This is a genomic window from Streptomyces atratus (assembly GCF_900119365.1).
Lineage (GTDB): Bacteria > Actinomycetota > Actinomycetes > Streptomycetales > Streptomycetaceae > Streptomyces > Streptomyces atratus_B.
This window is the reverse complement of sequence record NZ_FPJO01000020.1, coordinates 35,532-60,744: the sequence shown is the minus strand read 5'-3', so window position 1 is coordinate 60,744 and position 25,213 is coordinate 35,532. Positions and strand designations below refer to the sequence as shown.

23 protein-coding genes, 1 tRNA gene and 3 pseudogenes are annotated in these 25,213 nt (G+C 70.9%); 13 read left to right on the top strand and 14 right to left on the bottom strand.

Annotated features, from left to right (window positions below):
* Positions 1 to 93: 93 nt before the first annotated feature.
* Positions 94 to 747 carry a copper chaperone PCu(A)C domain-containing protein gene (locus tag BT364_RS27710; protein ID WP_072487965.1) on the bottom strand — a complete coding sequence of 218 codons (654 nt, stop codon included), beginning with the start codon at positions 745 to 747 and terminating at the stop codon, positions 94 to 96.
* A gap of 602 nt (positions 748 to 1,349) precedes the next feature.
* On the opposite strand from BT364_RS27710, the gene BT364_RS27700 reads away from it, so the two are divergent.
* The 7 genes from BT364_RS27700 to BT364_RS27670 all read left to right on the top strand — a co-directional run bounded on the left by BT364_RS27700 (position 1,350) and on the right by BT364_RS27670 (position 8,233).
* Positions 1,350 to 1,832 (top strand): CarD family transcriptional regulator, encoded by a 483-nt coding sequence (locus BT364_RS27700; RefSeq protein WP_006380568.1) that lies wholly within the window; start codon positions 1,350 to 1,352, stop codon positions 1,830 to 1,832.
* A 353-nt stretch (positions 1,833 to 2,185) separates the two neighbouring features.
* Entirely contained in the window at positions 2,186 to 2,932 is a 747-nt protein-coding gene (ispD, locus tag BT364_RS27695; protein WP_072487963.1) for a 2-C-methyl-D-erythritol 4-phosphate cytidylyltransferase, read from the top strand.
* Entirely contained in the window at positions 2,922 to 3,425 is a 504-nt protein-coding gene (gene ispF / locus BT364_RS27690; RefSeq protein ID WP_072487962.1) for a 2-C-methyl-D-erythritol 2,4-cyclodiphosphate synthase, read from the top strand. The genes ispD and ispF overlap by 11 nt, the downstream gene beginning before the upstream one ends.
* 110 nt (positions 3,426 to 3,535) lie before the next feature.
* On the top strand, positions 3,536 to 3,943 hold the full coding sequence (locus BT364_RS27685) for a PPOX class F420-dependent oxidoreductase (protein ID WP_072487961.1): 408 nt from the start codon (positions 3,536 to 3,538) through the stop codon (positions 3,941 to 3,943).
* A gap of 82 nt (positions 3,944 to 4,025) precedes the next feature.
* A complete protein-coding gene (gene cysS / locus BT364_RS27680) occupies positions 4,026 to 5,429 on the top strand; it encodes a cysteine--tRNA ligase (RefSeq protein WP_072487960.1) in 1,404 nt (467 codons plus the stop codon).
* Positions 5,430 to 5,512: 83 nt separating this feature from the next.
* The gene (gene rlmB, locus BT364_RS27675; protein WP_072487959.1) at positions 5,513 to 6,469 is read left to right on the top strand and encodes a 23S rRNA (guanosine(2251)-2'-O)-methyltransferase RlmB; all 957 of its coding nucleotides are present in this window, start codon (positions 5,513 to 5,515) and stop codon (positions 6,467 to 6,469) included.
* Positions 6,470 to 6,607: 138 nt separating this feature from the next.
* Positions 6,608 to 8,233 carry a DoxX family membrane protein gene (locus BT364_RS27670; protein WP_256260245.1) on the top strand — a complete coding sequence of 542 codons (1,626 nt, stop codon included), beginning with the start codon at positions 6,608 to 6,610 and terminating at the stop codon, positions 8,231 to 8,233.
* A 90-nt stretch (positions 8,234 to 8,323) separates the two neighbouring features.
* On the opposite strand, the gene BT364_RS27665 is transcribed toward BT364_RS27670, so the two are convergent.
* From BT364_RS27665 to BT364_RS27655, 3 genes are all read right to left on the bottom strand, one after another.
* The gene (locus BT364_RS27665) at positions 8,324 to 9,034 is read right to left on the bottom strand and encodes a nucleotidyltransferase family protein (protein WP_072487957.1); all 711 of its coding nucleotides are present in this window, start codon (positions 9,032 to 9,034) and stop codon (positions 8,324 to 8,326) included.
* A gap of 34 nt (positions 9,035 to 9,068) precedes the next feature.
* On the bottom strand, positions 9,069 to 9,482 hold the full coding sequence (locus BT364_RS27660) for a hypothetical protein (RefSeq protein WP_072487956.1): 414 nt from the start codon (positions 9,480 to 9,482) through the stop codon (positions 9,069 to 9,071).
* A gap of 226 nt (positions 9,483 to 9,708) precedes the next feature.
* Positions 9,709 to 10,845, bottom strand: a complete 1,137-nt coding sequence (locus tag BT364_RS27655; protein ID WP_072487955.1) for an ABC transporter ATP-binding protein — start codon at positions 10,843 to 10,845, stop codon at positions 9,709 to 9,711.
* Between the two features lie 179 nt (positions 10,846 to 11,024).
* On the opposite strand from BT364_RS27655, the gene BT364_RS27650 reads away from it, so the two are divergent.
* Positions 11,025 to 11,098 (top strand) — tRNA-Thr (locus BT364_RS27650).
* Positions 11,099 to 11,145: 47 nt separating this feature from the next.
* Here BT364_RS27650 and BT364_RS27645 read toward each other — a convergent pair.
* Entirely contained in the window at positions 11,146 to 12,120 is a 975-nt protein-coding gene (locus tag BT364_RS27645; protein WP_072487954.1) for an ArsR/SmtB family transcription factor, read from the bottom strand.
* Between the two features lie 169 nt (positions 12,121 to 12,289).
* On the opposite strand from BT364_RS27645, the gene BT364_RS27640 reads away from it, so the two are divergent.
* Complete coding sequence (locus BT364_RS27640; RefSeq protein WP_072487953.1) at positions 12,290 to 12,670, top strand: hypothetical protein; 381 nt, start codon at positions 12,290 to 12,292, stop codon at positions 12,668 to 12,670.
* Between the two features lie 162 nt (positions 12,671 to 12,832).
* Here BT364_RS27640 and BT364_RS27635 read toward each other — a convergent pair whose 3' ends face one another.
* From BT364_RS27635 to BT364_RS27620, 4 genes are all read right to left on the bottom strand, one after another.
* Positions 12,833 to 14,023: a Glu/Leu/Phe/Val dehydrogenase dimerization domain-containing protein gene (locus BT364_RS27635; RefSeq protein WP_072487952.1), complete on the bottom strand. Its 1,191-nt coding sequence runs from the start codon at positions 14,021 to 14,023 to the stop codon at positions 12,833 to 12,835.
* Complete coding sequence (locus tag BT364_RS27630; protein WP_256260244.1) at positions 14,020 to 15,693, bottom strand: 5-guanidino-2-oxopentanoate decarboxylase; 1,674 nt, start codon at positions 15,691 to 15,693, stop codon at positions 14,020 to 14,022. The genes BT364_RS27635 and BT364_RS27630 overlap by 4 nt, the downstream gene beginning before the upstream one ends.
* Before the next feature lie 205 nt (positions 15,694 to 15,898).
* Positions 15,899 to 17,308 carry an NAD(P)/FAD-dependent oxidoreductase gene (locus tag BT364_RS27625; RefSeq protein ID WP_072487950.1) on the bottom strand — a complete coding sequence of 470 codons (1,410 nt, stop codon included), beginning with the start codon at positions 17,306 to 17,308 and terminating at the stop codon, positions 15,899 to 15,901.
* A gap of 51 nt (positions 17,309 to 17,359) precedes the next feature.
* Positions 17,360 to 18,034: a rhomboid-like protein gene (locus BT364_RS27620; protein WP_072487949.1), complete on the bottom strand. Its 675-nt coding sequence runs from the start codon at positions 18,032 to 18,034 to the stop codon at positions 17,360 to 17,362.
* A 96-nt stretch (positions 18,035 to 18,130) separates the two neighbouring features.
* Between BT364_RS27620 and BT364_RS27615 the strand changes: the two genes are divergently transcribed.
* Together BT364_RS27615 and BT364_RS27610 are read left to right on the top strand one after the other, a co-directional pair.
* Complete coding sequence (locus BT364_RS27615) at positions 18,131 to 18,607, top strand: GNAT family N-acetyltransferase (RefSeq protein ID WP_072487948.1); 477 nt, start codon at positions 18,131 to 18,133, stop codon at positions 18,605 to 18,607.
* 72 nt (positions 18,608 to 18,679) lie between these two features.
* A complete protein-coding gene (locus tag BT364_RS27610; protein WP_177328250.1) occupies positions 18,680 to 19,360 on the top strand; it encodes a pentapeptide repeat-containing protein in 681 nt (226 codons plus the stop codon).
* 19 nt (positions 19,361 to 19,379) lie between these two features.
* Here the strand turns inward: BT364_RS27610 and BT364_RS27605 are convergent, their stop codons facing one another.
* The 3 genes and pseudogenes from BT364_RS27605 to BT364_RS43350 form a co-directional block, all read right to left on the bottom strand.
* Positions 19,380 to 19,877 carry a hypothetical protein gene (locus BT364_RS27605; protein WP_072487947.1) on the bottom strand — a complete coding sequence of 166 codons (498 nt, stop codon included), beginning with the start codon at positions 19,875 to 19,877 and terminating at the stop codon, positions 19,380 to 19,382.
* Positions 19,878 to 19,947: 70 nt separating this feature from the next.
* Positions 19,948 to 20,085, bottom strand: a pseudogene (locus tag BT364_RS27600) (response regulator transcription factor); the annotation flags it as partial.
* Positions 20,086 to 20,227: 142 nt separating this feature from the next.
* Positions 20,228 to 20,767: pseudogene (locus BT364_RS43350) on the bottom strand (sensor histidine kinase); the annotation flags it as partial.
* 82 nt (positions 20,768 to 20,849) lie between these two features.
* Here BT364_RS43350 and BT364_RS44610 point away from each other — a divergent pair.
* Positions 20,850 to 20,974, top strand: a pseudogene (locus BT364_RS44610) (ankyrin repeat domain-containing protein); the annotation flags it as partial.
* Between the two features lie 175 nt (positions 20,975 to 21,149).
* Positions 21,150 to 22,559, top strand: a complete 1,410-nt coding sequence (locus BT364_RS27590) for a M1 family metallopeptidase (RefSeq protein ID WP_072487945.1) — start codon at positions 21,150 to 21,152, stop codon at positions 22,557 to 22,559.
* Between the two features lie 30 nt (positions 22,560 to 22,589).
* Here BT364_RS27590 and BT364_RS27585 read toward each other — a convergent pair whose 3' ends face one another.
* Positions 22,590 to 24,170 carry a M4 family metallopeptidase gene (locus BT364_RS27585; RefSeq protein ID WP_072487944.1) on the bottom strand — a complete coding sequence of 527 codons (1,581 nt, stop codon included), beginning with the start codon at positions 24,168 to 24,170 and terminating at the stop codon, positions 22,590 to 22,592.
* Between the two features lie 307 nt (positions 24,171 to 24,477).
* A complete protein-coding gene (locus BT364_RS27580; RefSeq protein WP_072487943.1) occupies positions 24,478 to 25,053 on the bottom strand; it encodes a TerD family protein in 576 nt (191 codons plus the stop codon).
* Positions 25,054 to 25,213 lie beyond the last annotated feature (160 nt).

The following is a 25,213-nucleotide window of genomic DNA, read 5'->3' as shown; positions in this document are numbered from 1 at the left end:
CGAACGGCGGAGGGCGCCCCCCGAAAAGGGGGCGTCCTCCGCCGTTCGTTCGCGTGGCGGCGCGTCATGCGCCCGCGAGCGGTCCGCGTGCGGTCAGTGGGACTCCGCCGAGGCGGACGCGGCGTCGCTCGGGGTGACCTCGTCGCTCCCCGACTCTCCCGGGGCGCCCGCCGGCGTACCGGAGGCGGAGTTGGTCGGCTTCGCCTCGGTCGACTTCTGCGGAGCCACCGGCAGAGTGCTCGGGCCGAAGCCCGTGAAGTAGCTCTTCGCCGGCACGACGAACGCGCCGAGCGGGATCTCGCCGGCCGAGCTGAACTTGAAGACGACGGACTGCACATTGCCCGCCTTGGCGGCCTCGCGGGCGTTCTCGATCACGGCGGAGGCGTTGCCCTTGCCGCCGAGGACCACCGAGCCGCCGGCCGGGACCACGACCTGCCCGGCGCCCTCGGCGGCGTGCAGCTGCACCGAGGCGCTCGAACCCGGCAGCGTGACGGCTTCCAGGGTCTGCGGCTTCGTGCCGTTGTTGAACAGCGTCGCGGAGACGACGGCCGGGCCCTCGGCGGTGAGCTCGGGCTGGGTGACGACGTTCGCGTTCTGGATGCTGATGTCACCGATGGTGGTGGCAGCAGCGTCCGGCCTTACCTTGAGCGTCGCTGCGTCATTGCCCGCACCGCACGCGGTGAGCGAGGCGATCGAGAGAACGGTGGCTGTGGCGGCGAGAGCGCCGTGTCGAAGGCTGCGGCTCACGGCGGCGGCAACTCCTTGATCGGACTGCGGACGGGAGGCGAGCGACGTAAAGCCGCCCTAAGGGTGTGTCAGCGGCCTTAGGCTACCGAGCCGCCCCGCCCGCCCCGCACCCGACCCGCCCCTAAGGGCTGTCCCGTAATCCCTGGCGGGCCCGCGGACCCGGCAATGCGCTGTGGGCCGCGCATGCCGAAACGGCGCGACACATGCCGTTCACATATCGCCGGTGATCAATTCATGGAGCGTGGCGCATTCCGTGCGCATAACCGATCGCGCGGGGCCGTTGATCAATTCCATTGATCAACGGCACTTACCTCCGTACAGGTGATCGACCTCCGAACGGAGTATGGAAAGTTCATCATCTGGAATCCGGCAAAACGGGACGTTCGACCCCTTCAGGGGGTGGTTCGTATGTGTGTGACGTGTGTGTTTCACCCTGCCCGCACAACCGCTCCGACCTGCGAATACCACCCCCCGAGAACCTTCCGCAGCACGTGCGTGTCGCTGTTGTCAAGCCCCGAGATATGCCCTGACCTGCGAAAACGCCATTCAGGAGAAGCAGTTCTCGTGTTACCCTTGATAGCCACGGAAGGGGTACCTGTCACATGACGTTCAAGGTTGGCGACACCGTGGTCTATCCCCATCACGGGGCCGCGCTGATCGAGGCTATCGAAACTCGCCAGATCAAAGGCGTGGACAAGACCTACTTGGTGCTCAAGGTCGCTCAGGGCGACTTGACGGTTCGTGTGCCGGCGGACAATGCGGAGTTCGTGGGTGTGCGCGACGTGGTCGGGCAGGAGGGACTGGACCGGGTCTTCGAGGTGCTTCGCGCACCGTATGCCGAAGAGCCGACGAACTGGTCCCGGCGCTACAAGGCAAATCTCGAGAAGCTCGCCTCCGGCGATGTCATCAAGGTCGCCGAAGTGGTTCGCGACCTGTGGCGTCGTGAGCGCGAGCGTGGACTCTCCGCAGGTGAGAAGCGCATGCTCGCCAAGGCTCGCCAGATTCTGGTGAGCGAGCTCGCTCTCGCGGAGAACACGAACGAAGACAAGGCCGAGGCTCTGCTCGACGAGGTTCTCGCGTCCTGAACCGGCTCGTGCCGGTCGTAACCAATGTGCCGCGGTGCCCGCTGACAACCGTATTCACGGTATGTCGTCGGGCGCCGCGGCATGTCTGAATCAGGCCGCGGCGTGTCTCATTTCTGACGCGGCCTGTCCGGATTACGTCTCGACTCACCGATGCGTTGGCCTCATCGGTGATACCCCCGATACGTTGCTCGCGATCTTGTGTAGCCGATCCCGAGCGACCGGTGCGGCTTGTCCGAATCGACCGGGTGTCACGGAAAGGGCCCGGTCGAGTCAGGGCGTGGCGCCCGGCTCGCTTGTGGCCATACCCATGTCGGCTGTGGAAACAAACATGCCGAAGCTTCGGAGTGCAACCGATGTCTGATCAATCGCGTCCGTACCGCACCGCCGCCGTGATTCCCGCAGCCGGCCGAGGCGTACGGCTCGGTCCGGGCGCCCCCAAGGCGCTCCGCTCGCTGAGCGGGACGCCCATGCTCATCCACGCGGTCCGGGCCATGGCGGCGTCCCGTTCCGTCTCCCTGGTCGTCGTCGTCGCGCCGCCGGACGGCGCCCCCGAGGTCAAGAACCTGCTCGACGAGCACGCCCTGCCCGAGCGCACCGACTACCTCGTCGTGCCCGGCGGCGACACCCGCCAGGAGTCCGTGCGGCTCGGCCTCGACGCGCTGCCGGAAGGCATCTCCGCCGTCCTCGTCCATGACGCGGCGCGCCCGCTGGTGCCGGTCGACACGGTGGACGCGGTGATCGAGGCGGTGCGCGACGGGGCGCCCGCCGTCGTCCCCGCGCTGCCGCTGGCCGACACCGTCAAGGAGGTCGAGCCCGGTGTGCCGGGGGAGCCGGAGCCGGTGCTCGGGACGCCCGTGCGGGCCAGGCTGCGCGCCGTGCAGACCCCGCAGGGCTTCGACCGCGACACGCTCGTACGGGCGCACGCCGCCGTTGCCGTCAGCGGTGAGGGCGCGACGGACGACGCGGGCATGGTGGAGCAGCTCGGGGCGCCCGTCGTGGTCGTACCCGGGCACGAAGAGGCGTTCAAGGTGACCCGGCCGCTGGATCTGGTGCTGGCCGAGGCGGTACTCGCACGCAGGAGGGCGAACGATGGCTTCTGAGGAACGGACCGGGCCCGTGATCCCGCAGGTCGGGATCGGCACCGACATCCACGCCTTCGAGGAGGGCCGCGAGCTGTGGTGCGCGGGGCTGCTCTGGGAGGGCGAGGGGCCCGGCCTGGCCGGGCACTCGGACGCCGATGTCGTCGCGCACGCCGCGTGCAACGCGCTCTTCTCGGCCGCCGGGCTCGGCGACCTGGGGCAGCACTTCGGCACCGGGCGGCCCGAGTGGTCCGGCGCCGCCGGTGTGACGCTGCTGACCGAGGCGGCGCGGATCGTGCGGGCCGAGGGCTTCGAGATCGGCAATGTCGCCGTCCAGGTCGTCGGCGTACGGCCGAAGATCGGCAAGCGGCGGGACGAGGCGCAGAAGGTGCTGTCGGCCGCCGTGGGGGCGCCCGTCTCGCTCTCCGCCGCCACTTCCGACGGGCTCGGCTTCACCGGGCGGGGCGAGGGCCTCACCGGGATCGCGACCGCGCTGGTCTACCGCACCGGCTGACCCCGGCACGGCCCTGACCCTTCCGGTGGGCCGGACCGGGAAGCGGGAGCGGTGAAACGGGGTTGGGGTACGGGTAGAGGCACCACCGATCCCACTGGAGGACGTACGCCATGCCCGCCGCACTCTCCACAGAACTCAAGGCGCTCCTCGACAGCCCCGTCTTCGTCACTGTCGTCACCATCCAGCCCGACGGCAGCCCCCAGGCCTCCCCGGTCTGGGTCAAGCGCGACGGCGACGACGTGCTCATCTCGACGGCGGTGGGCCGCCGCAAGGAGCAGAACCTGAGCCGCGACCCGCGGGTCTCCGTCGTCGTGCAGCCCTTCGCCGCCCCGTACACCTACGCCGAGATCCGCGGCACCGCCGCCCTGACCACGGAGGGCGCCGAGGAGCTCATGGACGAGCTGTCCCTGAAGTACACCGGCAAGAAGTTCGCGGAGTTCAACCCCTCGGCCGCCGCCGACGACGCCGAGCGGGTGGTCGTCCGGATCACCCCGCGCAAGGTCGTCGGACGCATTTGAGACGCCCTCGCCGTCACGAACTCGTCCCCGCGATTCCCCAAGGGGTCGCGGGGCACTGGTGCGCGCCCACTACCCTTGAGGCGTGACTATTCGCCTGTACGACACCAGCGCCCGGCAGATCCGTGACTTCGTACCGCTCGCAGCGGGCTGTGTCTCGATCTACCTCTGTGGCGCGACCGTCCAGGCCGCCCCGCACATCGGGCACATCCGGTCCGGGCTGAACTTCGACATCATGCGCCGCTGGTTCGAGTACCGCGGCTACGACGTCACGTTCATCCGGAACGTCACCGACATCGACGACAAGATCATCGCGAAGTCGGCGGAACAGGGCCGCCCCTGGTCGGCCATCGGGTACGAGAACGAGCGGGCGTTCAACGCCGGCTACGACGCGCTCGGCTGCCTCCCGGTCACCTACGAGCCCCGCGCCACCGGCCACGTCCCCGAGATGATCGAGATGATGCGCGGCCTGATCGAGCGCGGTCATGCCTACGCGGCCGACGGCAACGTCTACTTCGACGTGCGCTCGTTCCCCGGCTACCTGGAGCTCTCCAACCAGGACCTGGACGATCTGCGCCAGCCGTCCGGCGAGGGCGAGACCGGCAAGCGCGACCAGCGCGACTTCGCGATGTGGAAGGCGACCAGGCCGGGCGAGCCCAGCTGGGAGACCCCCTGGGGCCGCGGCCGCCCCGGCTGGCACCTGGAGTGCTCCGCCATGGCGCACAAGTACCTCGGCACCGCCTTCGACATCCACGGCGGCGGCATCGACCTGATCTTCCCGCACCACGAGAACGAGATCGCCCAGGCCAAGGCGTACGGCGACGAGTTCGCGAAGTACTGGGTGCACAACGGCTGGGTCACCATGTCCGGCGAGAAGATGTCGAAGTCGCTGGGCAACTCCGTGCTGGTCAGCGAGATGGTCAAGGCCTGGCGCCCGATCGTGCTGCGCTACTACCTCGGCACCCCGCACTACCGGTCGATGATCGAGTACAGCGAGGAGGCCCTGCGCGAGGCCGAGTCCGCGTTCGCGCGGATCGAGGGCTTCGTGCAGCGCGTCACCGAGAAGGCGGGCGAGACGGTCGAGCCCGCCACCGAGGTGCCGCCGGCCTTCGCCGAGGCGATGGACGACGACCTGGGCGTCCCGCAGGCGCTCGCGATCGTCCACACCACGGTCCGCCAGGGCAACTCCGCCCTGGCCGCCGACGACAAGGAAGCCGCGGTCGCCCGGCTCGCGGAGGTCCGCGCGATGCTCGGCGTCCTCGGCCTCGACCCGCTCGACGAGCACTGGGCGGGCGAGAGCGACCGCGGCGACGATCTGCACGGCGTCGTCGACACGCTCGTACGCCTCGTGCTCGACCAGCGCCAGTCGGCCCGCGAGCGCAAGGACTGGCCCGCCGCCGACGCCATCCGCGACCAGCTCAACCAGTCCGGACTCGTCATCGAGGACAGCCCCACCGGACCGCGGTGGACACTCGGCCCGCGCCAGTAGTCCCCACCATGTGCCGCCCGGCGTTCCGGGCGGCACACTTCACTTACGTACGCATGTCTGAGAAGCAACGAAACAGGTAGGTCATGGCCGGGAACAGCCAGCGCAGGAACCGCCGCACGTCCAACAAGAAGGGCGCGCAGGTCGGCAGCGGTGGGCAGCGACGCCGTGGCCTCGAAGGCAAGGGCCCGACGCCGCCCGCCTCCGCCCGCAAGGGACACAAGAAGAACCGTGTCGCCAACGCCCAGGCCAAGCAGGCCGCGGCCCGCCGCCCCGCCCCCCGGCGCGGCGGCGTCAAGGGCACGTCCGAGATGGTCGTCGGCCGCAACCCCGTCTACGAGGCCCTGCGCGACGGCGTCCCCGCGACGACCCTGTACGTCCAGCAGTACATCGACAACGACGAGCGGGTCCGCGAGGCGCTCCAGCTCGCCGGTGCGCGCGGCAACATCAACCTGATGGAGGCCCCGCGCCCCGAGCTCGACCGGATGACGAACGGCCTGAACCACCAGGGCCTCGTCCTCCAGGTCCCGCCGTACGAGTACGCGCACCCGGAGGACCTCACCGCCGCCGCGTACGACAACGGCGAGGACCCCCTCATCGTCGCCCTCGACGGCGTCACCGACCCGCGCAACCTGGGCGCGATCGTCCGCTCCGTCTCCGCCTTCGGCGGCCACGGCGTGGTCGTGCCCGAGCGGCGCGCGGCCGGGATGACGGCGGGCGCCTGGAAGTCCTCGGCGGGCACGGCGGCCCGTACGCCGGTCTCCCGGGTGACGAACCTGACCCGCGCCCTGGAGGGCTACCAGAAGGCCGGCCTCACGGTCGTCGGCCTCGCCGCCGACGGCGAGCACACCGTCGAGGACCTGGAGGAGCTCGCCGGGCCCGTCGTCATCGTCATCGGCAGCGAGGGCAAGGGCCTCGGCCGCCTCGTCGGCGAGACCTGCGACTACCGGGTCCGCATCTCGATGCCGGGCGGCGCGGAGTCGCTGAACGCGGGTGTCGCGGCCGGGATCGTCCTGTACGAGGTCGCGCGGCGCCGGGCCTGAAGTCCACCCGGCCGGGGGCGGCCGACCAGGGCATGTCCGGCGGACAGGGCCCTGACGCCCCCCGCCGGACCGCATTGACGGGCCTCGGACACATCGGGCCCGTCAAGGCAGTGTCCTAATCACACATCACTCGGTTAGATGAGTGTGGACACCAGAACGCCTCGGTTCGACGAACAACCAGCCCTGAGCATGGCCAAGGTGGACTGCGACCCTGCGCAGGTCATCGTCAACCACGCCAGCTTCCGGGTGCAGCTAGCCCCCGGCCAGCGCCCGCGGCTGCGCGGTCTGGCCCCCGCCGGCGCACCCAGGATCCCCGCCATGAGCGGCGCAGGAGCGGCGCGCGGCAGGCGCTCGCCCGTCGTGTGGAGCGGCAGGTCCGCCCCCGGCGACCCCGGCGCCACCGGGCTCCTCCAGGCCGTACGGAACTCCACCGCGGGCCGTCCGGCCACCGGGTACGACGCCCACGGCCCCTACGCCGCCCCGGAGCTCGACGGCGGATTCGGCACGGGCAGCACCCAGCTCATCGACGTCCTCGAAGAGACCCAGCCCAACCCCGTCGTCACCGCCCCCCACCAGCCGGGCCGCTACGGCAACGGACCGCTGCTGCCGCCCATGCGCCAGGCGGTCGGCGCCTACGACACCGCCGACGGCGCCCCGTACGCACAGGACGCGTACGACGAGGACGAGTTCGACGAGGAGACCGGGGCCCGGAGCGGGCGCCGGGGCAGCGACTCCGTACGGCACGCGTACTACCCCGGCCGCCGGATGAACCTCGGCGTCGTGCTGCTGCCCCTGCGGGTCTTCCTCGGCTTCATCTCCATCTACGCCGGCATGGGCAAGCTCTGCGACCCCGTCTACTTCGACGGCGGCGACCGCGGCTCCATGGTCAAGTGGCTGACCTCGCTGCACCCCTGGGCGCTGGCCGAGCCGCTGCGCGACTTCGCGCTCTCCCACCCCGTCGGCGCCGGACTCACCGTCGCCTTCCTCCAGGTCGTCGTCGGCGTCCTCACCGTCCTCGGCCTCTGGCAGCGGGTCGCCGCCTCGGTCGGCGCGCTGCTGTCCGCCGCCCTGCTGCTCACCGTGAGCTGGCGCACCGTCGCCGCCTACGACGCGCCAGACATCATCTACCTCGCCGCCTGGAGCCCGCTGATCATCGCGGGCGCGCCCGTCTACTCCGTCGACGGACGGCTCGCCGGTGAGGCCTGGCGCAGGCTCGGCCCGCGCTCGGCGATCTGGGACCTGCGCCGCCGGGTGCTGCGCCGGGGCGCCGTCGTCGCCTCCGTCGTCGTCGGTCTCACCCTTCTCGTGGGCTCCGTGCTCGGCGGCGCGGTCCGCTCCTCCGAGGTCGTCACCGTGCCCGGCCCGAACGGCGACCCGACCAACCAGCTCCCCGGCTCCCCACTCCCGCAGGAGTCCCACGGCGGCCGGGCCTCGCACACGCCGGAGGGCCGGCGCCCCTCGCCGTCCCGCAGCGGCGCCGCCACGACGCCCTCCACCGCCCCGTCCACGCCCGCCGCGGGCACCGTCCGTGAGTCCGGCCAGGCGGCCGGTGCCGGCCAGCCCAGCCAGACCCAGGGCACCGGCACCGGTCAGCAGACCCCGCAGCAGACGGCCCCGCAGCCGCCCCCGTCCAGCAGCTCAGGCCCGTCCTCCTCCGGCACCACCGGCACGGGCGGCGGTTCCACCGGCGGCTCGGACAGCGGCGACTCCACCGGGGGCACGTCCGGCGGCGGGCAGAACCCCATCGGCGGCCTGCTCGGCTGAGCGTCGCGGACCCCGGCACACGGCGAAGGGGCGGTCACCGGATTCGTACCGGTGACCGCCCCTTCGCCATGCGCCGGGCCTCTCCTGCTGCTACTGCCCGTCGAGCTCCTTGGCGGCCTCGGTGAGGTCCTTCGCCGTGTCGATGGCCCGCCAGTACGCGCCGTGCGGGAGCGGGTACCCGGCCAGCCTGCGCTCGCGGGCCAGCCGGGGGAACGTCGTCCGCTCGTGGTCGCCCCGGTCCGGCAGCAGCGTCGTGAACTCCGGGGAGAAGACGTAGACACCGGCGTTGATCAGATACGGCGAGGGCGGCGACTCGATGAAATCGGTGATGTGCCCGAACGCGTCCGTCTCCACGGCGCCCCACGGGATACGGGGACGGGCCAGGGCCAGGGTGGCGGTCGCATCGCGTTCGGCGTGGAACGCGGCCATCTCGCGCAGGGAGAAGCGCGTCCAGATGTCGCCGTTGGTGGCGTACCAGGGCTGCTCGGGGTCGGGCAGCTGGGCGGCGGCGTACTTCAGCCCGCCGCCGCGGCCCAGCGGCTCCGACTCCACGACGGTCGTCACGCGCAGCGGCAGCACCGCCGAGTCCAGCCACTCCTGCAGCACCTCGGCCAGATGGCCGCACGACACCACGGCGTCGGTCACGCCCTCGGCGGCCAGCCAGGAAAGCTGATGGCCGATGATCGGAGTCCCGGTGCCCGGGATCTCGACCATCGGCTTGGGGCGGTCGTCGGTGTACGGGCGCAGCCGCGATCCCTGGCCACCCGCCAGGACCACGGCCTGCGTCGGAAACGTATGCATGCCAGGCACGATATGCGGTGCCCGGAGCGGCCGGTCAGCTGAACCGGGCAACGCCCGAGGCGAAGGACGTGTCGCAGACGGGGCGCGAGAACCGGTGGGCGTGCGTGGGGCCGTACTTCTCGACGGCCGCGCGGCCCAGTGCCCTGGCGATCGACATGCAGTGCCGGGCGAGCGAGGGGCGGCCCTCGACGGAGCGCTGGAGGTCGGTGAGCGCGACACCCGGGTCCTTCTCACGGAGCTCCAGGAGCAGCCGGTCGCGGAGGGCGTCCTGCGGGGTGCGCGTCTTGGCGCGCTCGGAGATGTCGTGGGCCGACGCGGTCAGGACCTGGGGCTCGGAGTCGTGCGCTGCCCACGGCACGCTGGTGACGGCGAGGGTCCCGGAGAGGACCATCACGACGGGCAGGACGAAGGCGAGGGATCGGCCGATGCGGCGCGCAGTGTGGGTCACGCAGCGAGCGTAGCGGGCGGTAATGATATGGCGACATTTCGTCACCCTTGAGGGGGATGGTTCGAGGGTGCTTTTCGAATCCGGTGTTGACGAACGGGGGTGAAATGCCCGGTGTGCCGGGGAATCCGGCGCCGTACGGAGCCAAACCCGATCACGCCCCACAGCGCGCGAACGGCCCCGCACGCGGAACGTGCGGGGCCGTTGTGGCGCGGGTGCGCGGGGGGCGTCAGTCGGTGAGACGCTCACCCGTCGACGTCGCGAAGACGTGCAGCTCGTCCGGGCGCGGCACGACGTGCAGCTTGGTGCCCTTCTCCGGGACGGCACGGCCGCCGACGCGGACGACCAGGTCCTTGTGCTCGCCACCGACCTCGGCGGCGCCGTAGACGAAGCCGTCGGCGCCGAGCTCCTCGACGACGTTGACCGAGACGGCCAGACCGGCCGGGGCGTCGGCGCTGTCCTTCGAGAGGGACTTCGCGGCGGCGCCACCGTGCTCGACGATGTCGAAGTGCTCCGGGCGGATGCCGACCGTGACGGTCGTGTCACCACGGTCCGCGGCGGCGGAGAGCGCCTCGCGGGAGACCGGGACGACGCTGTTGCCGAACTTCACACCGCCGTCGGTGATCGGGACCTCGACCAGGTTCATGGCCGGGGAGCCGATGAAGCCGGCCACGAAGAGGTTCGCCGGCTTGTCGTACATGTTGCGCGGCGAGTCGACCTGCTGGAGCAGACCGTCCTTGAGGACCGCGACACGGTCACCCATGGTCAGGGCCTCGACCTGGTCGTGGGTGACGTACACGGTCGTGATGCCCAGGCGGCGCTGGAGCGAGGCGATCTGCGTACGGGTGGAGACACGGAGCTTGGCGTCGAGGTTCGACAGCGGCTCGTCCATGAGGAAGACCTGCGGCTCACGCACGATGGCACGGCCCATCGCGACACGCTGACGCTGACCACCGGAGAGCGCCTTCGGCTTGCGGTCCAGGTACTCGGTGAGGTCCAGCATCTTGGCGGCCTCTTCGACCTTCGCCCGGATCTCGGTCTTGTTGACCCCGGCGATCTTGAGCGCGAAGCCCATGTTGTCCGCGACGGTCATGTGCGGGTACAGCGCGTAGTTCTGGAACACCATGGCGATGTCCCGGTCCTTCGGGGGCAGGTGCGTGACGTCGCGGTCACCGATGCGGATCGCGCCGCCGTTGACGTCCTCAAGACCCGCGAGCATGCGCAGGGAGGTCGACTTGCCACAACCGGAAGGACCGACGAGGACGAGGAACTCACCGTCCGCGATGTCGATCTCGAGCTGGTCCACGGCCGGCTTCGTGGAGCCGGGGTAGACGCGGGACGCCTTGTCGAACGTGACACTGGCCATGCTGGATCTTCTCCTCCACCGGCAGGAACGTGCCGGACGATCCGAGTGCGGGAGTGGTCTGGTCCACTTGAGCGAACCTTCAGCGACGCTACCTGGCCATTTGGAATCTGTCAGTAGTTCGAAGGGCGCGAAATTTTGGGACCGCGCAGGGTGCGGTATTGGTTACACTGCTCCGGCATGCCTCCTTAGCTCAGCTGGCCAGAGCAACGCACTTGTAATGCGTAGGTCGTCGGTTCGAATCCGACAGGGGGCTCCGCTGGAACCCCAGCTCAGAGGCACTCTGAGCTGGGGTTCTTTCATTCAGCGGATGCTGCGGCGGGCCAGTTCGCAGCCGAGGGGGGTCAGGGCGTGGAGCATCAGGCAGCCCCGGCGGGTGCTGGTGATGAGGCCCGCGTTGCGCAGGACCGTGGCGTGCTTGCTCGCGGTGCCGATGGAGACGCCGGTGCGCAGGGCCAGCTCGCCGGTCGAGCAGGGTGGGGTCAGGGCCTGGAGGACCAGGGCGCGGGTCCGTCCCAGCAGGTCGGCCAGGCCCTCGGGGGCCGTGGCCGGCAGGGGGCGGCGGCGGGCGACGGGGTAGACCAGGACCGGGGGGAGGCCCGGGTTGATCAGGGTCACCGGGGACTTCGTGCAGAAGAAGGAGGGGACCAGGGTGATGCCCCGGCCGTCCAGGTGCAGGTCGCGGTCGCGCGGGTATTCGGCGGTCAGGGTCGGGGACGTCCAGCGGATCGACGGCGGCAGGGTGTGCAGGAGCTGTTCGACGCCGCCCTCCAGGATGTCCCGGCTGTGCTGGGCGCGTTCGAGGTGGAACGTCTCGCCGATCAACGGGAGTTGTGGTGCGAGCAGCTCGTGGAAGTACGTGGTGAGGGCGGAGCGGAGTTCCCCCCGGGCGCAGGGGTCGCCGTCGGCGAGCCGGCGGACCCACGGTGGTGGGGTGCGGCGGCGGAACTGCGTGGCGAGTTCGTCGCGGAGCCGGGCGGCCGGGGTGGTGTGGATGAGGTCGAGCGAGGTGCTGAAGCTGTCCGCGCCCGACGGGGTGAGGAAGTCGGGGAAGTCGCCTCTGCAGGGGACGAGGGTGGTCACGTACCGGATCAGGGCCCTGAGATCCCGTCCGGCGAGCCGGGTGCGGACGTGGCGGAGCCAGGGGCGGTACTCGGCGGGCGGGCGTGGGTTCTGGAGGATGTGGAGGCTGTTGACCAGCTCCCACATGTCGTCCGGGCGGGCGGCCACCGTGGTCCGGGCCAAATCGTCCGCGGTGAAGTGGATGTGCAGTCTCATCGGTCCCCCCGGTGATGAACTGGACGTTTTCCTTGTGCTGCAAACTGTTGGCCCCTCAGCGGATTTCGCTTCCATTATGTGAGGAGCTCGTAAACGAGCAGTAAACGAAGGAGAGCCGCGGTCCCGACCAAGTCCGCGGTGCCGGAAACAAAAAGAGGGGGAACCTCGTATGCGCAGGGTTCGGAACAAGATCGTCACGACAGTCGCGGCGGCCGCCGTGGTTGCCGCCGGGTCGGTGCTGTCGCTCGGGGGGAACGCAGCCGCGGCGGAGGCGGCGGCCACGATCCACGGCTGTCCGTCCGGCGCCGTCTGCCTCTACCCCAACGGCAGCTGGGCCAACGACAAGCCCACGTACATCTTCTACACCTACGGTGTCCACAAGATCTACAACCAGATCGGCACCAAGAGGATCTACAACCACCAGACCGGCGGTGCCACCGCCCGCAACTGCTATGACGCCGCCGGCACGAACTGCGGCGGGTATCAGCGGGCCAACACGTACGCGGACTACGACTACACCCCGTACAACTCCATTCGGCTCGTCAAGTGATGGATTCGCGCTGAGCCGGTGAGCCGCTGAGTCAGTGAGTCACTGATTTACGGAATCGCTGAATCGAAAGGGCTTGCGGGGAATTGGGGTTCGGAAACCCTTGATTCCCCGCAAGCTCTTTTGTGTGTGTTCACATGTCGGAGTTCCGGGTGAATCCGGCTGTCAGCGGAACGATCCGAAGCGTTCCGCGACGACCGGCAGCCGGTCCGCGGCCAGGGCGTGTGCGGCGGCTCGGGGGGTGCTGCCCTCGGCCTCGGCGCGGGTCAGGATCCGGTCGACCAGGGCGCGCATCGACCGGCGGGTGTACGCGAAGGCCTCGTCGGCGTCGGCGCCGATGTCGCCGAACAGGGTCCACCACCACCAGGCGTTCGTACCGGAGTTGACGACGACGTCCGGCAGTACGGTGATGCCGCGGGCGGCCAGCAGGGCCTCCGCCTCGGGCACCACCGGCATGTTGGCGGCCTCGACGATCCAACGGGCGGTGATGTCCGCCTGGTTGGTGGTGTCCACGGCGTACGAGACGGCGGCCGGGACCAGTACCTCGGCGTCGGCGGTCAGCCAGGCGTCGGCCGGCAGTTCGCGGTCCTCGGCGCGGAGCGCGGCGCGGTCCACGGTGCCGTGGCCGTCGCGGGCGGCGAGCAGCGCCTCGATGTCCAGGCCGGCGGGGTTGGCGACGGTGCCCTTGATGTCGGCGACCGCGACGACGCGGAGTCCGGCGCGGGCCAGGAAGCGGGCGGTGGCGCCGCCCATGGTGCCGAGGCCCTGCACCGCGACGCGGGTGTCCCGGTGGGGGACGCCGGCCCGGTCCAGGGCGGTGAGCACCGATTCGGCGACCCCGCAGCCGCCCACCAGCTCGTCCAGGCCGATGCCGTCCACGTCGATGGCGAACGCGTCGGCGAGGCGCCGCCGGGCGGCCCCCTCGTCGTCGAGGAGGGGGTAGACCGCCTGGACGGAGGAGACCAGGCCCGCCTCGGCGGCGGCCCGGTCGACCAGGTCCTGGGTGAGGCCCAGGTCCTCGCCGGTGGTCCAGAGCTGTTCGATGTAGGGGCGTACGGCGCGCAGGTAGCGGACCAGGACACCGTAGGCGGCGGGGTCGCGCGGGTCGCAGTCGATGCCGCCCTTGGCGCCGCCCAACGGGATGTAGCGGCTGTGGGGGTTGTAGTGCAGCACCTCCTTCATCGTCATGCCGCGGGCCAGGCCGGTGACTTCCTCCAGCGTGCAGCCGGCGCGCATCCGCAGGCCGCCGCTGGAGACGCCGCGCACCAGACGGTCGATGACCAGGTGCCCCTGGTGCCCGGTCTCCTGGTCGGTCCAGGTGAGGGAGATCAGGGGGGTGGCGGGGGATGTGGTCATCGGGACAGCTCCTGGGGGACGGTGATGAGGGTGGGGCCCGGGGTGTCCAGAGCCCGGCGCAGGGCCCCGGCCAGAGCCTCGGGCGAGTCGGCGCGTACGCCGTGGCCGCCGTAGGCGCGGGCCAGGGCGGGCAGGTCGACCGGCGGGTGGTCGACCGCGGTGGGGCGGTCGCCGCGTGAGGCCATCTCGTCGCGGATCTCGCCGTAGCCGCCGTTGTCGAAGACCACGACGGGCAGCGGGAGCCGCAGCTGTACGGCGGTGGCCAGCTCCTGTACGGAGAACTGCAGGCCCCCGTCGCCGCTGAGTGCGACGACCGGCCGGGCGGGGTCCGCGGCCTTGGCGCCGATGGCGGCGGGCAGTGCGTAGCCGAGCGTGCCGAAGCCCGTCGGGTGCAGATAGCGGCCCTCGGGGGCGATGGGCAGGTGCGGGATCGCGCCGTAGTAGCAGCACTGGGCGCTGTCGGAGGTGAGTACCGCGTTCGCGGGGAGCACCGATTCGATGGCCGCCAGGTACGGCAGCAGGTGTGCGTCCTGGCTCCGGGTCTCGGAGTTCCGCTCCTCGCGCAGTGCGGCGACGGCCCGGTGGACGTCCGGGTGCGTTTCCTCGGCGGAGGCAGCGGAGGCAGCGGAGGCAGCGGAGGCGGCGAGGAGGGAGCGCAGGGTGCGGCGGGCGTCGCCCACCAGGGGGATGTCCGCGGGCGGACCCGCGTACATCTGCGCCGGATCGATGTCGGCCCGGACGAGGGTGCCGCCGAGTGCGGGCAGGGGTTCCCACAGGTCGGACTCGGCGAGTTCGGTGCCGACGGCGAGCACCACGTCGCGCTCCGTCAGCCAGCGCCGGACGGACCGGCTGTGCAGGGAGACACCGAGCGACAGCGGATGGGTCTCCGCGACGATCCCCTTGCCGTTGGCCGAGGTCACCACGGGGGCACCCAGCTCCTCGGCCAGTCGCAGGCACTCGGCGGCGGCTCCGCGCGCCCCGCCGCCGAGCACGATCCCGGGCCGGGCGGCCGAGCGCAGCGCCCCGGCCGCCGCCGCGAGCGCGTCCGGATCCGCCGTCGCGGGGGAGAGGGGCGGGGCGGTCCGCACGGGCCCGGCCGGTTCCACGGCGGTGAGCAGGTCCAGGGGTATCTCGATGTGTACGGGGCGGGGGCGCCGCGTACGGAAGAGGGTGAAGGCGCGGGCGACCGCCACGCCGATCTCCTCGGCCGAGGACACCCGGTGGCTGACGGCCGCGACGCCCCGCAGCGCCTCGGTCTGGCTGCGCATCTCGTGCAGCAGCCCGGTCGACTGCCGTGGGTGGCGCAGTGGCATGCCGGGTGAGACGACGAGCAGCGGGACGCTGTCGGAGTACGCCTGGCCGACGGCGGCCGCGATGTTCAGCAGGGCCGGGCCGGTGGTGGTGATCGCCACGCCGGGCCGGCCGCTGACCCGGGCGTAGGCGTCGGCTGCGTAGCCCGCGCCCTGTTCGTGGCGGGGGTTGAGGTGGCCGATGCCGTGGGTGGCCAGGTGCCGGTAGATCTCCAGGTTGTGGGTGCCGGGGATGCCGAAGGCCTGGGTCACCCCGTGCGCGGCGAGCGCCCGTACCAGGACCTCCCCGCCGGTGAGGCCGTCTCGTGGTGGCCGGGCGTGGGTGGTCGCGGGCGGTTCCGGCATGGGGTGTCCAGGCACTGCACAGGCTCCTTACTGAATGAGTGGTCAGTATTTGGAGTGTGGATCGCCCGTGTCAATGCATGCGGGTACTGAACGTTTGTTCAGTTATCGGGGCGGGAGCCGCATCGCCAGTCACCGTTCGTGGTGCCCGGGCCTTGCGAGGTGGCGGCGAACCACGGGCATCCGCCACCACCCGGTGGCGGGTGCCCGTTCGTCGTTGCGGTCAGTGCCGGCCGGCCAGCCGGTCCGCGGCCTTCGCGATGGGGTCCGTGCCGGGGCGCGGCGAGGTGAGTTCGCGGCGGTCGGCGGCGCGGTAGGCGGCGTACATGCCGTGGACGCCGATCCAGCGGAAGGGCTCCGGCTCCCAGCGGCGGACCTTGTGGCCGACCCAGGGGAGGGCGGTCAGATCGGTGGGGCCCGACTGGCCGGAGTCCTGCTGGATCAGGTCGCGCAGGGTGCGGGCGGCGAGATTGGTGGTGGCGACGCCGGAGCCGACGTAGCCGCCCGCCCAGCCGAGCCCGGTGGAACGGTCCAGGGTGACCGTGGCGCACCAGTCGCGGGGGACGCCGAGGACGCCGGACCAGGCGTGGTCGATCCTGGCCCCCGCGGTGGCGGGGAAGAAGCGGACCAGGACGTCGCGGAGGGCCTCGATGGTGGCGGGCTGGGTGCGGGCTGTGTCGTTGAAGTGGGCGGCACCCGAGCCGAAGCGGTACGGGACGCCGCGGCCGCCGAGCGCGATGCGGTCGTCGGCGGTGCGCTGGGCGTACATGTAGGCGTGGGCCATGTCGCCGAGGGTCTCGCGGCCCTCCCAGCCGATGGTGTCCCAGACCGACTGGGGCAGCGGCTCGGTGGCGATCATCGAGGAGTTCATGGGGAGCCAGGTGCGCCGCTGGCCCTTGAGGTTCGCCGTGAAGCCCTCGGTGCAGCGCAGGATGTACGGGGCGCGGACGGTGCCGTACGGGGTGTGCGCGTGCTTGGGCCTGATCTCGGTGACGGGCGTCGACTCGTGGATGGTGACGCCGAGCGCCTCGACGGTCGCGGCGAGCCCCTGGACGAGCTTGACCGGGTGGAGCCGGGCGCCGTGCGGGGTCCAGGTGGAGCCGACGGCTCCGGTGACGTTGACGCGTTCGCAGGTCTCACGGGCGCCGCGCAGGACGCGGTCCGTCTCGCCGAAGGCGATCTCGACGGAGTGGAAGTCCTTGAGCCTGGCCAGCTGCGCGGGTGTGCAGGCGACTTCGAGGACGCCGCCCTGATGGATGTCGGCGTCGATGTTCTCCTCGGCGGCCACCCGTACGACCTCGTCGACCGTCTCGTTCATCGCCCGCTGGAGCCGGACGGCGGCTTCGTGGCCGTGGAGCTTCGCGTAGCGGTCGCGGCCCGCGATGCCGTTGTAGAGCCAGCCGCCGTTGCGCCCGGAGGCGCCGTAGCCGCAGAACTTGGCTTCGAGGACGGTGATGTTGAGGAAGGGGACGGCCTTCTTGAGGTAGTAGGCGGTCCACAGCCCGGTGTACCCGCCGCCGACGATGCAGATGTCGGCGGTGGCGTCGCCGGGCAGGGGCTCCCGGGCCAGGGGGGTTCCTTGGCCCGCGTACCAGAACGATATGCCGCCGTTGACGGTGCTGACGGTGCTCATGTTGCCCCTGCTTTGTCCGGTGTGAAGCCCTGTTGGCTCTCGGGCGGGACGTTACTGCGCGACAGGCGTTTTCGTCCTGTGCCGGGACCGGATCAGTGGGTAGCAGGCGAGGCCGATGAGTACGGCGGTGAAGTGGCCGAGGTCGGTGAAGGTGCGGCCGGTGACGAGCGGGATGCCGTAGAGGACGAGGACGGCGAAGAGGTACACGTTCCGCCAGGACGGCGGGACGCGGTACGTGAGCACGGCGACGACCCCCGCCAGCGCGTAACTGACACCGACGTCCAGGGTGTCGGCGGCCGACGGCGGTACGTGTCCGTGCCGGATCGCCCAGGCCAGGACGCCTTCGCTGGCCAGCGAGGCGAGGATGTGCGCCAGGACGACGACGGTGAGCCAGCGCAGGGTGCCGAGCCAGCGCTCGGCGGGGGCGTGGAAGACGGTGTACAGGAAGGCGTACGGGAGCCAGCGGCCGCCGTCGATCCAGAAGGCGCTGGCGAACAGGACGCGCACGGGGTCCTGGGCGAGTTCGTGGATGTTGGTCGAGCGCTGGCGCAGGAAGTCCTCTTCGAAGTCCGGTGACATCTGGTGGACGACGACCGTGGTGACGAAGAGCGCGGCCAGCCAGAGGTAGGTGCCGGGTGAGCTGCGGATCCAGGAGCCGGCGCTGCGGATCCACGGGCCGGCGGTGGTGCGGTGCCGGGTGGGCGGTGCGGGGCTGCTCGGGGTCATATCCGATTGACGCACGGCCCCGGGACCGGTGGCGTGATCGACATTCCGGTAGGGGGCGGAGCGAGCGGGGGAGGCGGCTCTGCTTACGCTGCCCCCATGATTCGTACCGCTGTCCCCGCCGATGTCCCCGTCATCCACGCCATGGTCCGTGAGCTGGCCGAATACGAGAAGGCCCTGCACGAGGTGAAGGCCACCGAGGAGCAGCTGCACGAGGCGCTGTTCGGTGAGCGGCCCGCCGCGTACGCGCACATCGCCGAGTCGGACGACGGCGAGCCGGTCGGCTTCGCGCTGTGGTTCCTGAACTTCTCGACCTGGCGCGGGGTGCACGGCATCTACCTGGAGGACCTGTACGTACGTCCGGAGCGGCGGGGCGGCGGGCACGGGAAGGCGTTGCTGAAGGAGCTGGCGCGGATCTGTGTGGAGCGCGGATACGAGCGCCTGGAGTGGTCGGTGCTGGACTGGAACGCCCCGTCCATCGCGTTCTACGAGTCGCTGGGCGCGCGCCCGCAGGACGAGTGGACGGTCTACCGGCTGACGGACGGGGCGCTGGCGGAGCTGGGCGGGCAGCGGTAGGCGGGCCCGCCGATCCGGTCCCCGCGCATCGGCGCGGGGGCGTTGTCAGTGGCATGGGTCACGATGGAGGGCATGGCGCGCAGCAACAGCAGGAAGACGGACACCATCCCGGCGGCCCGGCGTCCGGAGGTGCGGCTCCCACCGCTCGTTCCGTACGGCGGCGGGGGCCTGGAGCCGGACGGGGACTACGACGGGCTGCGGTTCGAGGGGACGGATCTCGCGGACGAGTCGGGTCCGGGCGCCCGGTTCATGGACTGCGCGCTGGACGGCTGTGCGCTGGACCGCGCGGAGCTGGTCAGGGCCCGTTTCATCGACTCGGTGCTGACGGGCGTACGGGGTGTGGGCACCGATCTCGCGGGGGCGTCGCTGCGTGACGTGGAGGTGGTGGACGCCCGGCTGGGCGGGGTGCAGCTGCACGGCGCGGTGCTGGAGCGGGTGCTGGTGCGCGGCGGGAAGATCGACTACCTGAATCTGCGGAAGGCCCGGCTCAAGGACGTGGTGTTCGAGGGCTGTGTGCTCTCCGAGCCGGATTTCGGGGACGCGCAGCTGGTGCGGGTGGAGTTCCGTGACTGTGTGCTGAAGCGGGCCGACTTCAGCTCCGTACGGATGGAGTCGGTGGACCTGCGCACGGTCGCGGAGCTGGACATCGCGCGCGGGGTGGAGCGGCTGTCGGGCGCGGTGATCAGCCCGGCGCAGCTGATGGAGCTGGCGCCGGCGTTCGCGGCGCAGATCGGGGTGCGCGTGGAGGCGTAGGGGAGGGGCGGAGAAGGGGTCAGACCCGGGGGAAGCGGGCCTGGAGGTCCCAGATCACGGGGTTGTCGGCGAGACCTTCGTGCATGTCGGCGAGGTCGGCGATCAGGTCGTGCAGGAAGTCGCGGGCCTCGCGGCGCAGCAGCGAGTGGCTGAAGGTGAGCGGGGGCTCCTCGCCGGGCATCCAGTCCGCCTCGACGTCGACCCAGCCGAAGCGGCGCTCGAAGAGCATCCGGTCGGACGATTCGGTGAAGTCCAGCTCGGCGAACTGCCGCCGGTGCGAGCGGTTGCCGCGCGGGTCCTGGTCGATCTGCTCGACGATGTCGCACAGCGCCCACGCGAAGTCGAGCACCGGCACCCATCCCCAGGCCGTGGACACCTCGCGGTCCTCCTTGGTGTCCGCGAGGTAGACGTCCCCGGAAAACAGATCGTGCCGCAGGGCGCGGACGTCCGCGCGGCGGTAGTCGGTCTGCGGGGGATCGGGGAAGCGCCGGGAGAGGGAGTAGCCGATGTCGAGCACGCTTCGATGGTGTCATGCCCGAAGGCGCGCCGGTGCAGGGAGACCTGCGCTCCGATCCGCCGGGCAGGTCCTACGGCAGCAGTCGCTGCTCCTTGGCGACGGCGACGGCGCCCGCGCGGGTGTCGACGCCGAGCTTGTCGTAGATCCGGCCGAGGTGTGTCTTGACCGTGGCCTCGCTGATGAACAGGGCGCGGGCGATGTCGCGGTCATACGAGGTCCTCCGGGGCGGTCGGCGGGGCGGCGGGGGTGAGCGGGACGACGGCGGACAGCACCGTACCCTCGCCCGGCACCGACTCGATCGTCAGCGTGCCGCCGAGCTGCTGCAGCCGGGCCCGGATCGCGGGCAGCCCGTGACCGCGCACGCTGCCGGTGGCCCGGGTGGCCCCGGTGGGGGCGAGCACCAGATTCGGGTCGAAGCCCCCGGCCAGCCGCAGTTGCGCGGCGACGACGAACAGCGTGAGCAGGGCGACGAGCGCCGGCGCGGCGCGCGGCGGCAGGATGCGCAGCCCGGTGAAGAAGAGCGGCACCGCGCACCACGCGAAGCTCGGCGCGAGGACGATCAGCACCATCCACACGGCGACCAGCACCCCCAGCCACACCAGGGAGCGCGGCGTCGGACGCGAGCCGAGCACCGGCCCGAGCACGTACAGCACGGCGAGGGCCACGGAGAGCGCGATGATCCACGGGGTGCGGGCCTCGCCGGGGTGGCGCAGCAGGAAACGGGTGAGCGAGGCGCCGAGCAGCAGGAAGAACGCGGCGTGCATCAGGAGCGTGAGCCACCGGGCGTCCGGGTCGCCGGTCCGGTCCGGTGCGGCGGATGGGGTTCGGTGCTTCACCTCGTACCTCTCGCTCCTCGCCGTCAGCGGCACCGTTGACCTGCACGGATACATCCATGGTCGCCTCGGGTGACCCCCCGCGCATCAACCGATCGGCTGACGGGGCCGTCGACCGTCCCGCGTCCGGCGTCGACAACTGCTCGACGCCGCACGCGCCGGCGACACCGACCGGGTGCGGTCGCGATCGAGGGCGGCGCCCGGGTGGACTGCCGCGACGAGGAACTGCGCACCCCACTGCTCCTCGCCGTCCACGGCGACCACGGCCTACGTCACCGAGGGCTTCACCCGCGACGGGTACGGCAACGGCATCACCGTCGTCGATCTCACGGGCAAGCGGAGGCCGTTCGAGGTGGTCGCGGGCGCCCGTCCGCCGGGGATCGCGGTCCTCTGAGCCGATATCCCGCCAATCGGGCATTCCGCGCCTAGGATCGCCGGTGTGGATCAGCGAACACCTGTACGCCGCACGGCCCGCGTCGCCGCTCTCGTCCTGCTGATGCTGACGACGTCCACGAGCTGCACCGGCGGGGTCGAGGGCACGCCCGGCACCGCCGGCCTGCGCGACCCGTACTTCCCGAAACTCGGCAACGGCGGCTACGACGTCACGCACTACGACCTCGCGCTCGACGTCGACCCGGCCGCCCACCGGCTGCGCGGCACCGCCACGATCACCGCGCGCGCCACCCAGGACCTCAGCGCCTTCGACCTCGATCTCGTCGGACTCACGGTGGACTCGGCGACCGTCGAGGGCCGCCCCGCAGCCGTCCACCGGGCGGGGCAGGAGCTGACGCTGCGCCCCGACGCCGAGGTGATGAGCCGTCTGCGCAAGGGCGGCACCTTCCGCACGGTCGTCCGCTACTCGGGCTCGCCGCGGACCCTCACCGATCCCGACGGGTCGGAGGAGGGCTGGCTGAGGACCGCGGACGGCTCGGTCGCGCTCGGCGAACCGACCGGCTCGATGGCCTGGTTCCCCGGCAACAACCACCCGAGCGACAAGGCGTCCTACGACATCGCCGTCACCGTCCCCGAGGGGCTGACGGCGGTGTCCAACGGCGAGCTGACTTCCCGGCGCACCTCGGGCACCACCACCACGTTCCGCTGGCACGCTCCCGAACCGATGGCGAGCTATCTCGCGACCGTCGCCATCGGCCGCTTCGACACGAAGACATCGACGACCCCGGACGGCATCGAGGTGTTCACCGCCGCGGACACGACGGTGGCGGCGGACAGCGCGCGGATTCTCGCCCGCGTTCCCGAGGTCGTGAAGTGGGAGGCGCAGCGGTTCGGCCCGTACCCCTTCTCCGCCACGGGCGCGGTCGTCGAGCGCGAGGAGGACGCCGGTTACGCCCTGGAGACCCAGACCCGGCCCGTCTTCCCCGGGCCGCCGGACGCGGGACTGCTCGTCCATGAGATGGCCCACCAGTGGTTCGGGGACTCCGTCACCCCCGTGAGCTGGCGGGACATGTGGCTCAACGAGGGTTTCGCGACCTACGCGGAGTGGCTGTGGGAGGCCGACAAGGAGGGCCGCCCGGTCCAGGACCTGTTCGACGCCGCCTTCGAGGACGACGACAACTGGGCCTTCCCGCCGGCCGATCCGCCGACGGCCGCGGACATCTCGCAGGCGCCGGTGTACGGGCGCGGGGCGATGGTCATCCACAAGGTCCGGCAGGCTGTGGACGACGACCGGCGTTTCTTCGCGCTCATCAGGGGCTGGACGAAGGCCCACCGGCACGGCAACGCGTCGACCGCCGACTTCACCGCCTATGTGGAGAAGACGACCGGTCAGGACCTGACGGAGCTGTGGGACACCTGGCTGTACGGCAGGAGCCGGCCCGCCTCGAAGGGCTGACCGGCTCCCGGTGGAGTACCGCTGGGCGGACTACTTCACGTTGACACCGCTCCAGGCGGCGTCGACGGCCGCGAGCTCGGCGCTGTCCGCCCCGTACAGGTCGGTCGCCGCCTTCTCGGTCGCCTCACGGGCGCCCGCGTAGTCGGTGGACGACGTCATGTACTGGGAGAGGGCCTTGTACCAGATCTGGACGGCCTTGTCCCGGCCGATGCCGGTGACGGTCGAGCCGTCGCTGGTCGGGGAGTCGTAGTCGACCCCGTTGATGGTCTTCGCGCCGCTGCCCTCGGACAGCAGGTAGAAGAAGTGGTTGGCGACGCCGGAGGAGTAGTGCACGTCGAGGTCGCCGACGCTGCTGTCCCAGTTGTCGGCCGAGCCGCCGTCCTTGCTCGGCTTGTCCATGTAGCGCAGCGGGGAGCCGTCGCCGTTGATGTCGATCTTCTCGCCGATGAGGTAGTCGCCGACATCCGTGCTGTTGTCGGCGGCGAACTCGACCGAGGTGCCGAGGATGTCGCTGGTCGCCTCGTTCAGGCCGCCGGACTCGCCGAAGTAGTCGAGGTTGGCGGTGGCCGCGGTCAGGCCGTGGCTCATCTCGTGGCCCGCGACATCGAGGGCGGTCAGCGCGCTCTTGTTGTCGGCGCCGTCGCCGTACGTCATGCAGAAGCAGCTGTCGTCCCAGAACGCGTTGACGTACGAGTCGCCGTAGTGGACCCGCGAGTACGCGGCCTTGCCGTCACCGGCGATGCCGTCGCGGCCGAACGCCGACTTGTAGAAGTCCCAGGTCTGCGCGGCGCCGTAGGCGGCGTCGACCGCGGCGGTCTGGCGGTCGTTGCCGGTGCCGTCGCCCCAGGTGTCGTCGTCGTCCGTGACCAGGTCGCCGGTGCCGCTCTCGCCCTGGTTGAGGTCGTACGTCTTGTGGCCGCCGCGGTCGCCGTCGGTCAGCTCGAATCCGGAGCCGGACGCGGTGGTCGACAGCTCGACCTCACCGCTGTACTGGCTGTTGCCGACACCGGTCTCGACCGCCTCGTAGCTCTGGAGCTTCTTGCCGGTGATCGCGTCGGTGATGGTGTGCACCCGGCTCGGCGTGCCGTCCTTCTGCACCCCGGTCTTCACCGTCTCCAGGGCGAGGACGGGCTTGCCGGAGGCCGCCCAGATCACCTTGCGGGCGGCGGCCGCGGTCTTGATCTTCGGCGTCGTGGACGGCACCGACACCCGGGCCTCGGTCGCCTTGGTGACGCCCTTGAGCTTTCCGCCGGGGGCGGTGTGGGTGACGAGGTCGCCGCCGAGCACGGGCAGCCCGTCGTAGGTGCGCTCGTAACGGGTGTGGACCGTGCCGTCGGCGTCCTTGATCACATCACGGACGATCAGCTTCTCCCGGCTGCCCAGCCCGAGCGAGTCGGCGGTCGAAGAGGCGTCGCTCTGCGCGGACTTGATGGCGGCCATGCGCTGCGAGGCCTTGTTGGCGCTGAAGGGGACGACGCTGCGCGTGGCGGAGTGACCGCCGTTGCCGTTGTCGGGCACGGCGTTCGCCGCACCGGTCTGCATGCCTACGACAACCATCGCGGCCACTGCGGCCAGGGCTGCGGCGCGACGGGTGTTCATGTGGGGGGTCATGCGCTCTCCGTTGCTCGTTCCGTGGGGGGTTACGAGCCGAGAGCGTGCCACCGAATGACCAACATTGACGGTGCACTAACAAATACCTCACATTTATTTGACCACTTCTTGTCCGAATGGAATACACATGTGTCCGTTAATCGGCGGGAGTTGGGCGTAGATGTCCGGTGGCACCGCATAGCGGGCGCTATGTTCTTGCTCCGGCCGTGCACACGCGAAAGCCCCCGGCCGGGCGGCCGGGGGCTTTCGCGAATGTGCCCGTGTGTCAGGGCCTGTGTGTCGGAGCCCGTGTGTCGGAGTCCGTGCGTCAGAGGTTGACGCCGAAGTCCTGGGCGATGCCGCGCAGGCCGGAGGCATAACCCTGGCCGACGGCGCGGAACTTCCACTCGGCGCCGTTGCGGTACAGCTCGCCGAAGACCATGGCGGTCTCGGTGGCGGCGTCCTCGCTCAGGTCGTAGCGGGCGATCTCGGTGCCGCCGGCCTGGTTGATGATGCGGATGAACGCGTTGCGCACCTGGCCGAAGTTCTGGCTGCGGGTCTCGGCGTCGTAGATGGAGACCGGGAAGACGATCTTGTCGACGTCGGCCGGCAGACCCGCCAGGTTGACGTTGATCTGCTCGTCGTCGCCCTCGCCCTGGCCCGTGACGTTGTCACCGGTGTGGACGATGGTCTGGTCGGGCGTCGACTTGTTGTTGAAGAAGACGAAGTGGCCGTCGGAGACGACCTTCCCGGCCGGGTTGACCGCGATCGCCGAGGCGTCGAGGTCGAAGTCGGTGCCGGTGGTGGTGCGGACGTCCCAGCCGAGGCCGACCGTGACGGCGGTCAGGCCCGGGGCCTCCTTGGTGAGGGAGACGTTGCCGCCCTTGGACAGGCTTACAGCCATGGGAAGTCCCTTTCATCGTCGATTGCGGGCTTCATGCCATCACGAAGCTACCGTCACAGGGCATAACGCGGGCAAGGGGCCAGGAGGTTCCTGATCCCTTTACTTTCTTTACCGAAATCCCCCGGCCGGCCGGACGGCCGGTACGGCAAAAGAAGGTGAC

What these genes read in the sequence shown, in the direction of transcription:
- BT364_RS27685 (WP_072487961.1), top strand. Translation starts at nt 3,536, where the DNA reads ATGCCCGCCGCACTCTCCACAGAACTCAAGGCGCTCCTCGACAGCCCC.
- BT364_RS27610 (WP_177328250.1), top strand. Translation starts at nt 18,680, where the DNA reads ATGGCGCGCAGCAACAGCAGGAAGACGGACACCATCCCGGCGGCCCGG.
- BT364_RS27645 (WP_072487954.1), bottom strand. Translation starts at nt 12,120, where the DNA reads ATGAGACTGCACATCCACTTCACCGCGGACGATTTGGCCCGGACCACG.
- BT364_RS27640 (WP_072487953.1), top strand. Translation starts at nt 12,290, where the DNA reads ATGCGCAGGGTTCGGAACAAGATCGTCACGACAGTCGCGGCGGCCGCC.
- BT364_RS27670 (WP_256260245.1), top strand. Translation starts at nt 6,608, where the DNA reads ATGAGTGTGGACACCAGAACGCCTCGGTTCGACGAACAACCAGCCCTG.
- BT364_RS27585 (WP_072487944.1), bottom strand. Translation starts at nt 24,170, where the DNA reads ATGACCCCCCACATGAACACCCGTCGCGCCGCAGCCCTGGCCGCAGTG.
- BT364_RS27665 (WP_072487957.1), bottom strand. Translation starts at nt 9,034, where the DNA reads ATGCATACGTTTCCGACGCAGGCCGTGGTCCTGGCGGGTGGCCAGGGA.
- BT364_RS27700 (WP_006380568.1), top strand. Translation starts at nt 1,350, where the DNA reads ATGACGTTCAAGGTTGGCGACACCGTGGTCTATCCCCATCACGGGGCC.
- ispD (WP_072487963.1), top strand. Translation starts at nt 2,186, where the DNA reads ATGTCTGATCAATCGCGTCCGTACCGCACCGCCGCCGTGATTCCCGCA.
- BT364_RS27635 (WP_072487952.1), bottom strand. Translation starts at nt 14,023, where the DNA reads ATGACCACATCCCCCGCCACCCCCCTGATCTCCCTCACCTGGACCGAC.
- BT364_RS27655 (WP_072487955.1), bottom strand. Translation starts at nt 10,845, where the DNA reads ATGGCCAGTGTCACGTTCGACAAGGCGTCCCGCGTCTACCCCGGCTCC.
- ispF (WP_072487962.1), top strand. Translation starts at nt 2,922, where the DNA reads ATGGCTTCTGAGGAACGGACCGGGCCCGTGATCCCGCAGGTCGGGATC.
- BT364_RS27625 (WP_072487950.1), bottom strand. Translation starts at nt 17,308, where the DNA reads ATGAGCACCGTCAGCACCGTCAACGGCGGCATATCGTTCTGGTACGCG.
- BT364_RS27620 (WP_072487949.1), bottom strand. Translation starts at nt 18,034, where the DNA reads ATGACCCCGAGCAGCCCCGCACCGCCCACCCGGCACCGCACCACCGCC.
- BT364_RS27580 (WP_072487943.1), bottom strand. Translation starts at nt 25,053, where the DNA reads ATGGCTGTAAGCCTGTCCAAGGGCGGCAACGTCTCCCTCACCAAGGAG.
- rlmB (WP_072487959.1), top strand. Translation starts at nt 5,513, where the DNA reads ATGGCCGGGAACAGCCAGCGCAGGAACCGCCGCACGTCCAACAAGAAG.
- BT364_RS27615 (WP_072487948.1), top strand. Translation starts at nt 18,131, where the DNA reads ATGATTCGTACCGCTGTCCCCGCCGATGTCCCCGTCATCCACGCCATG.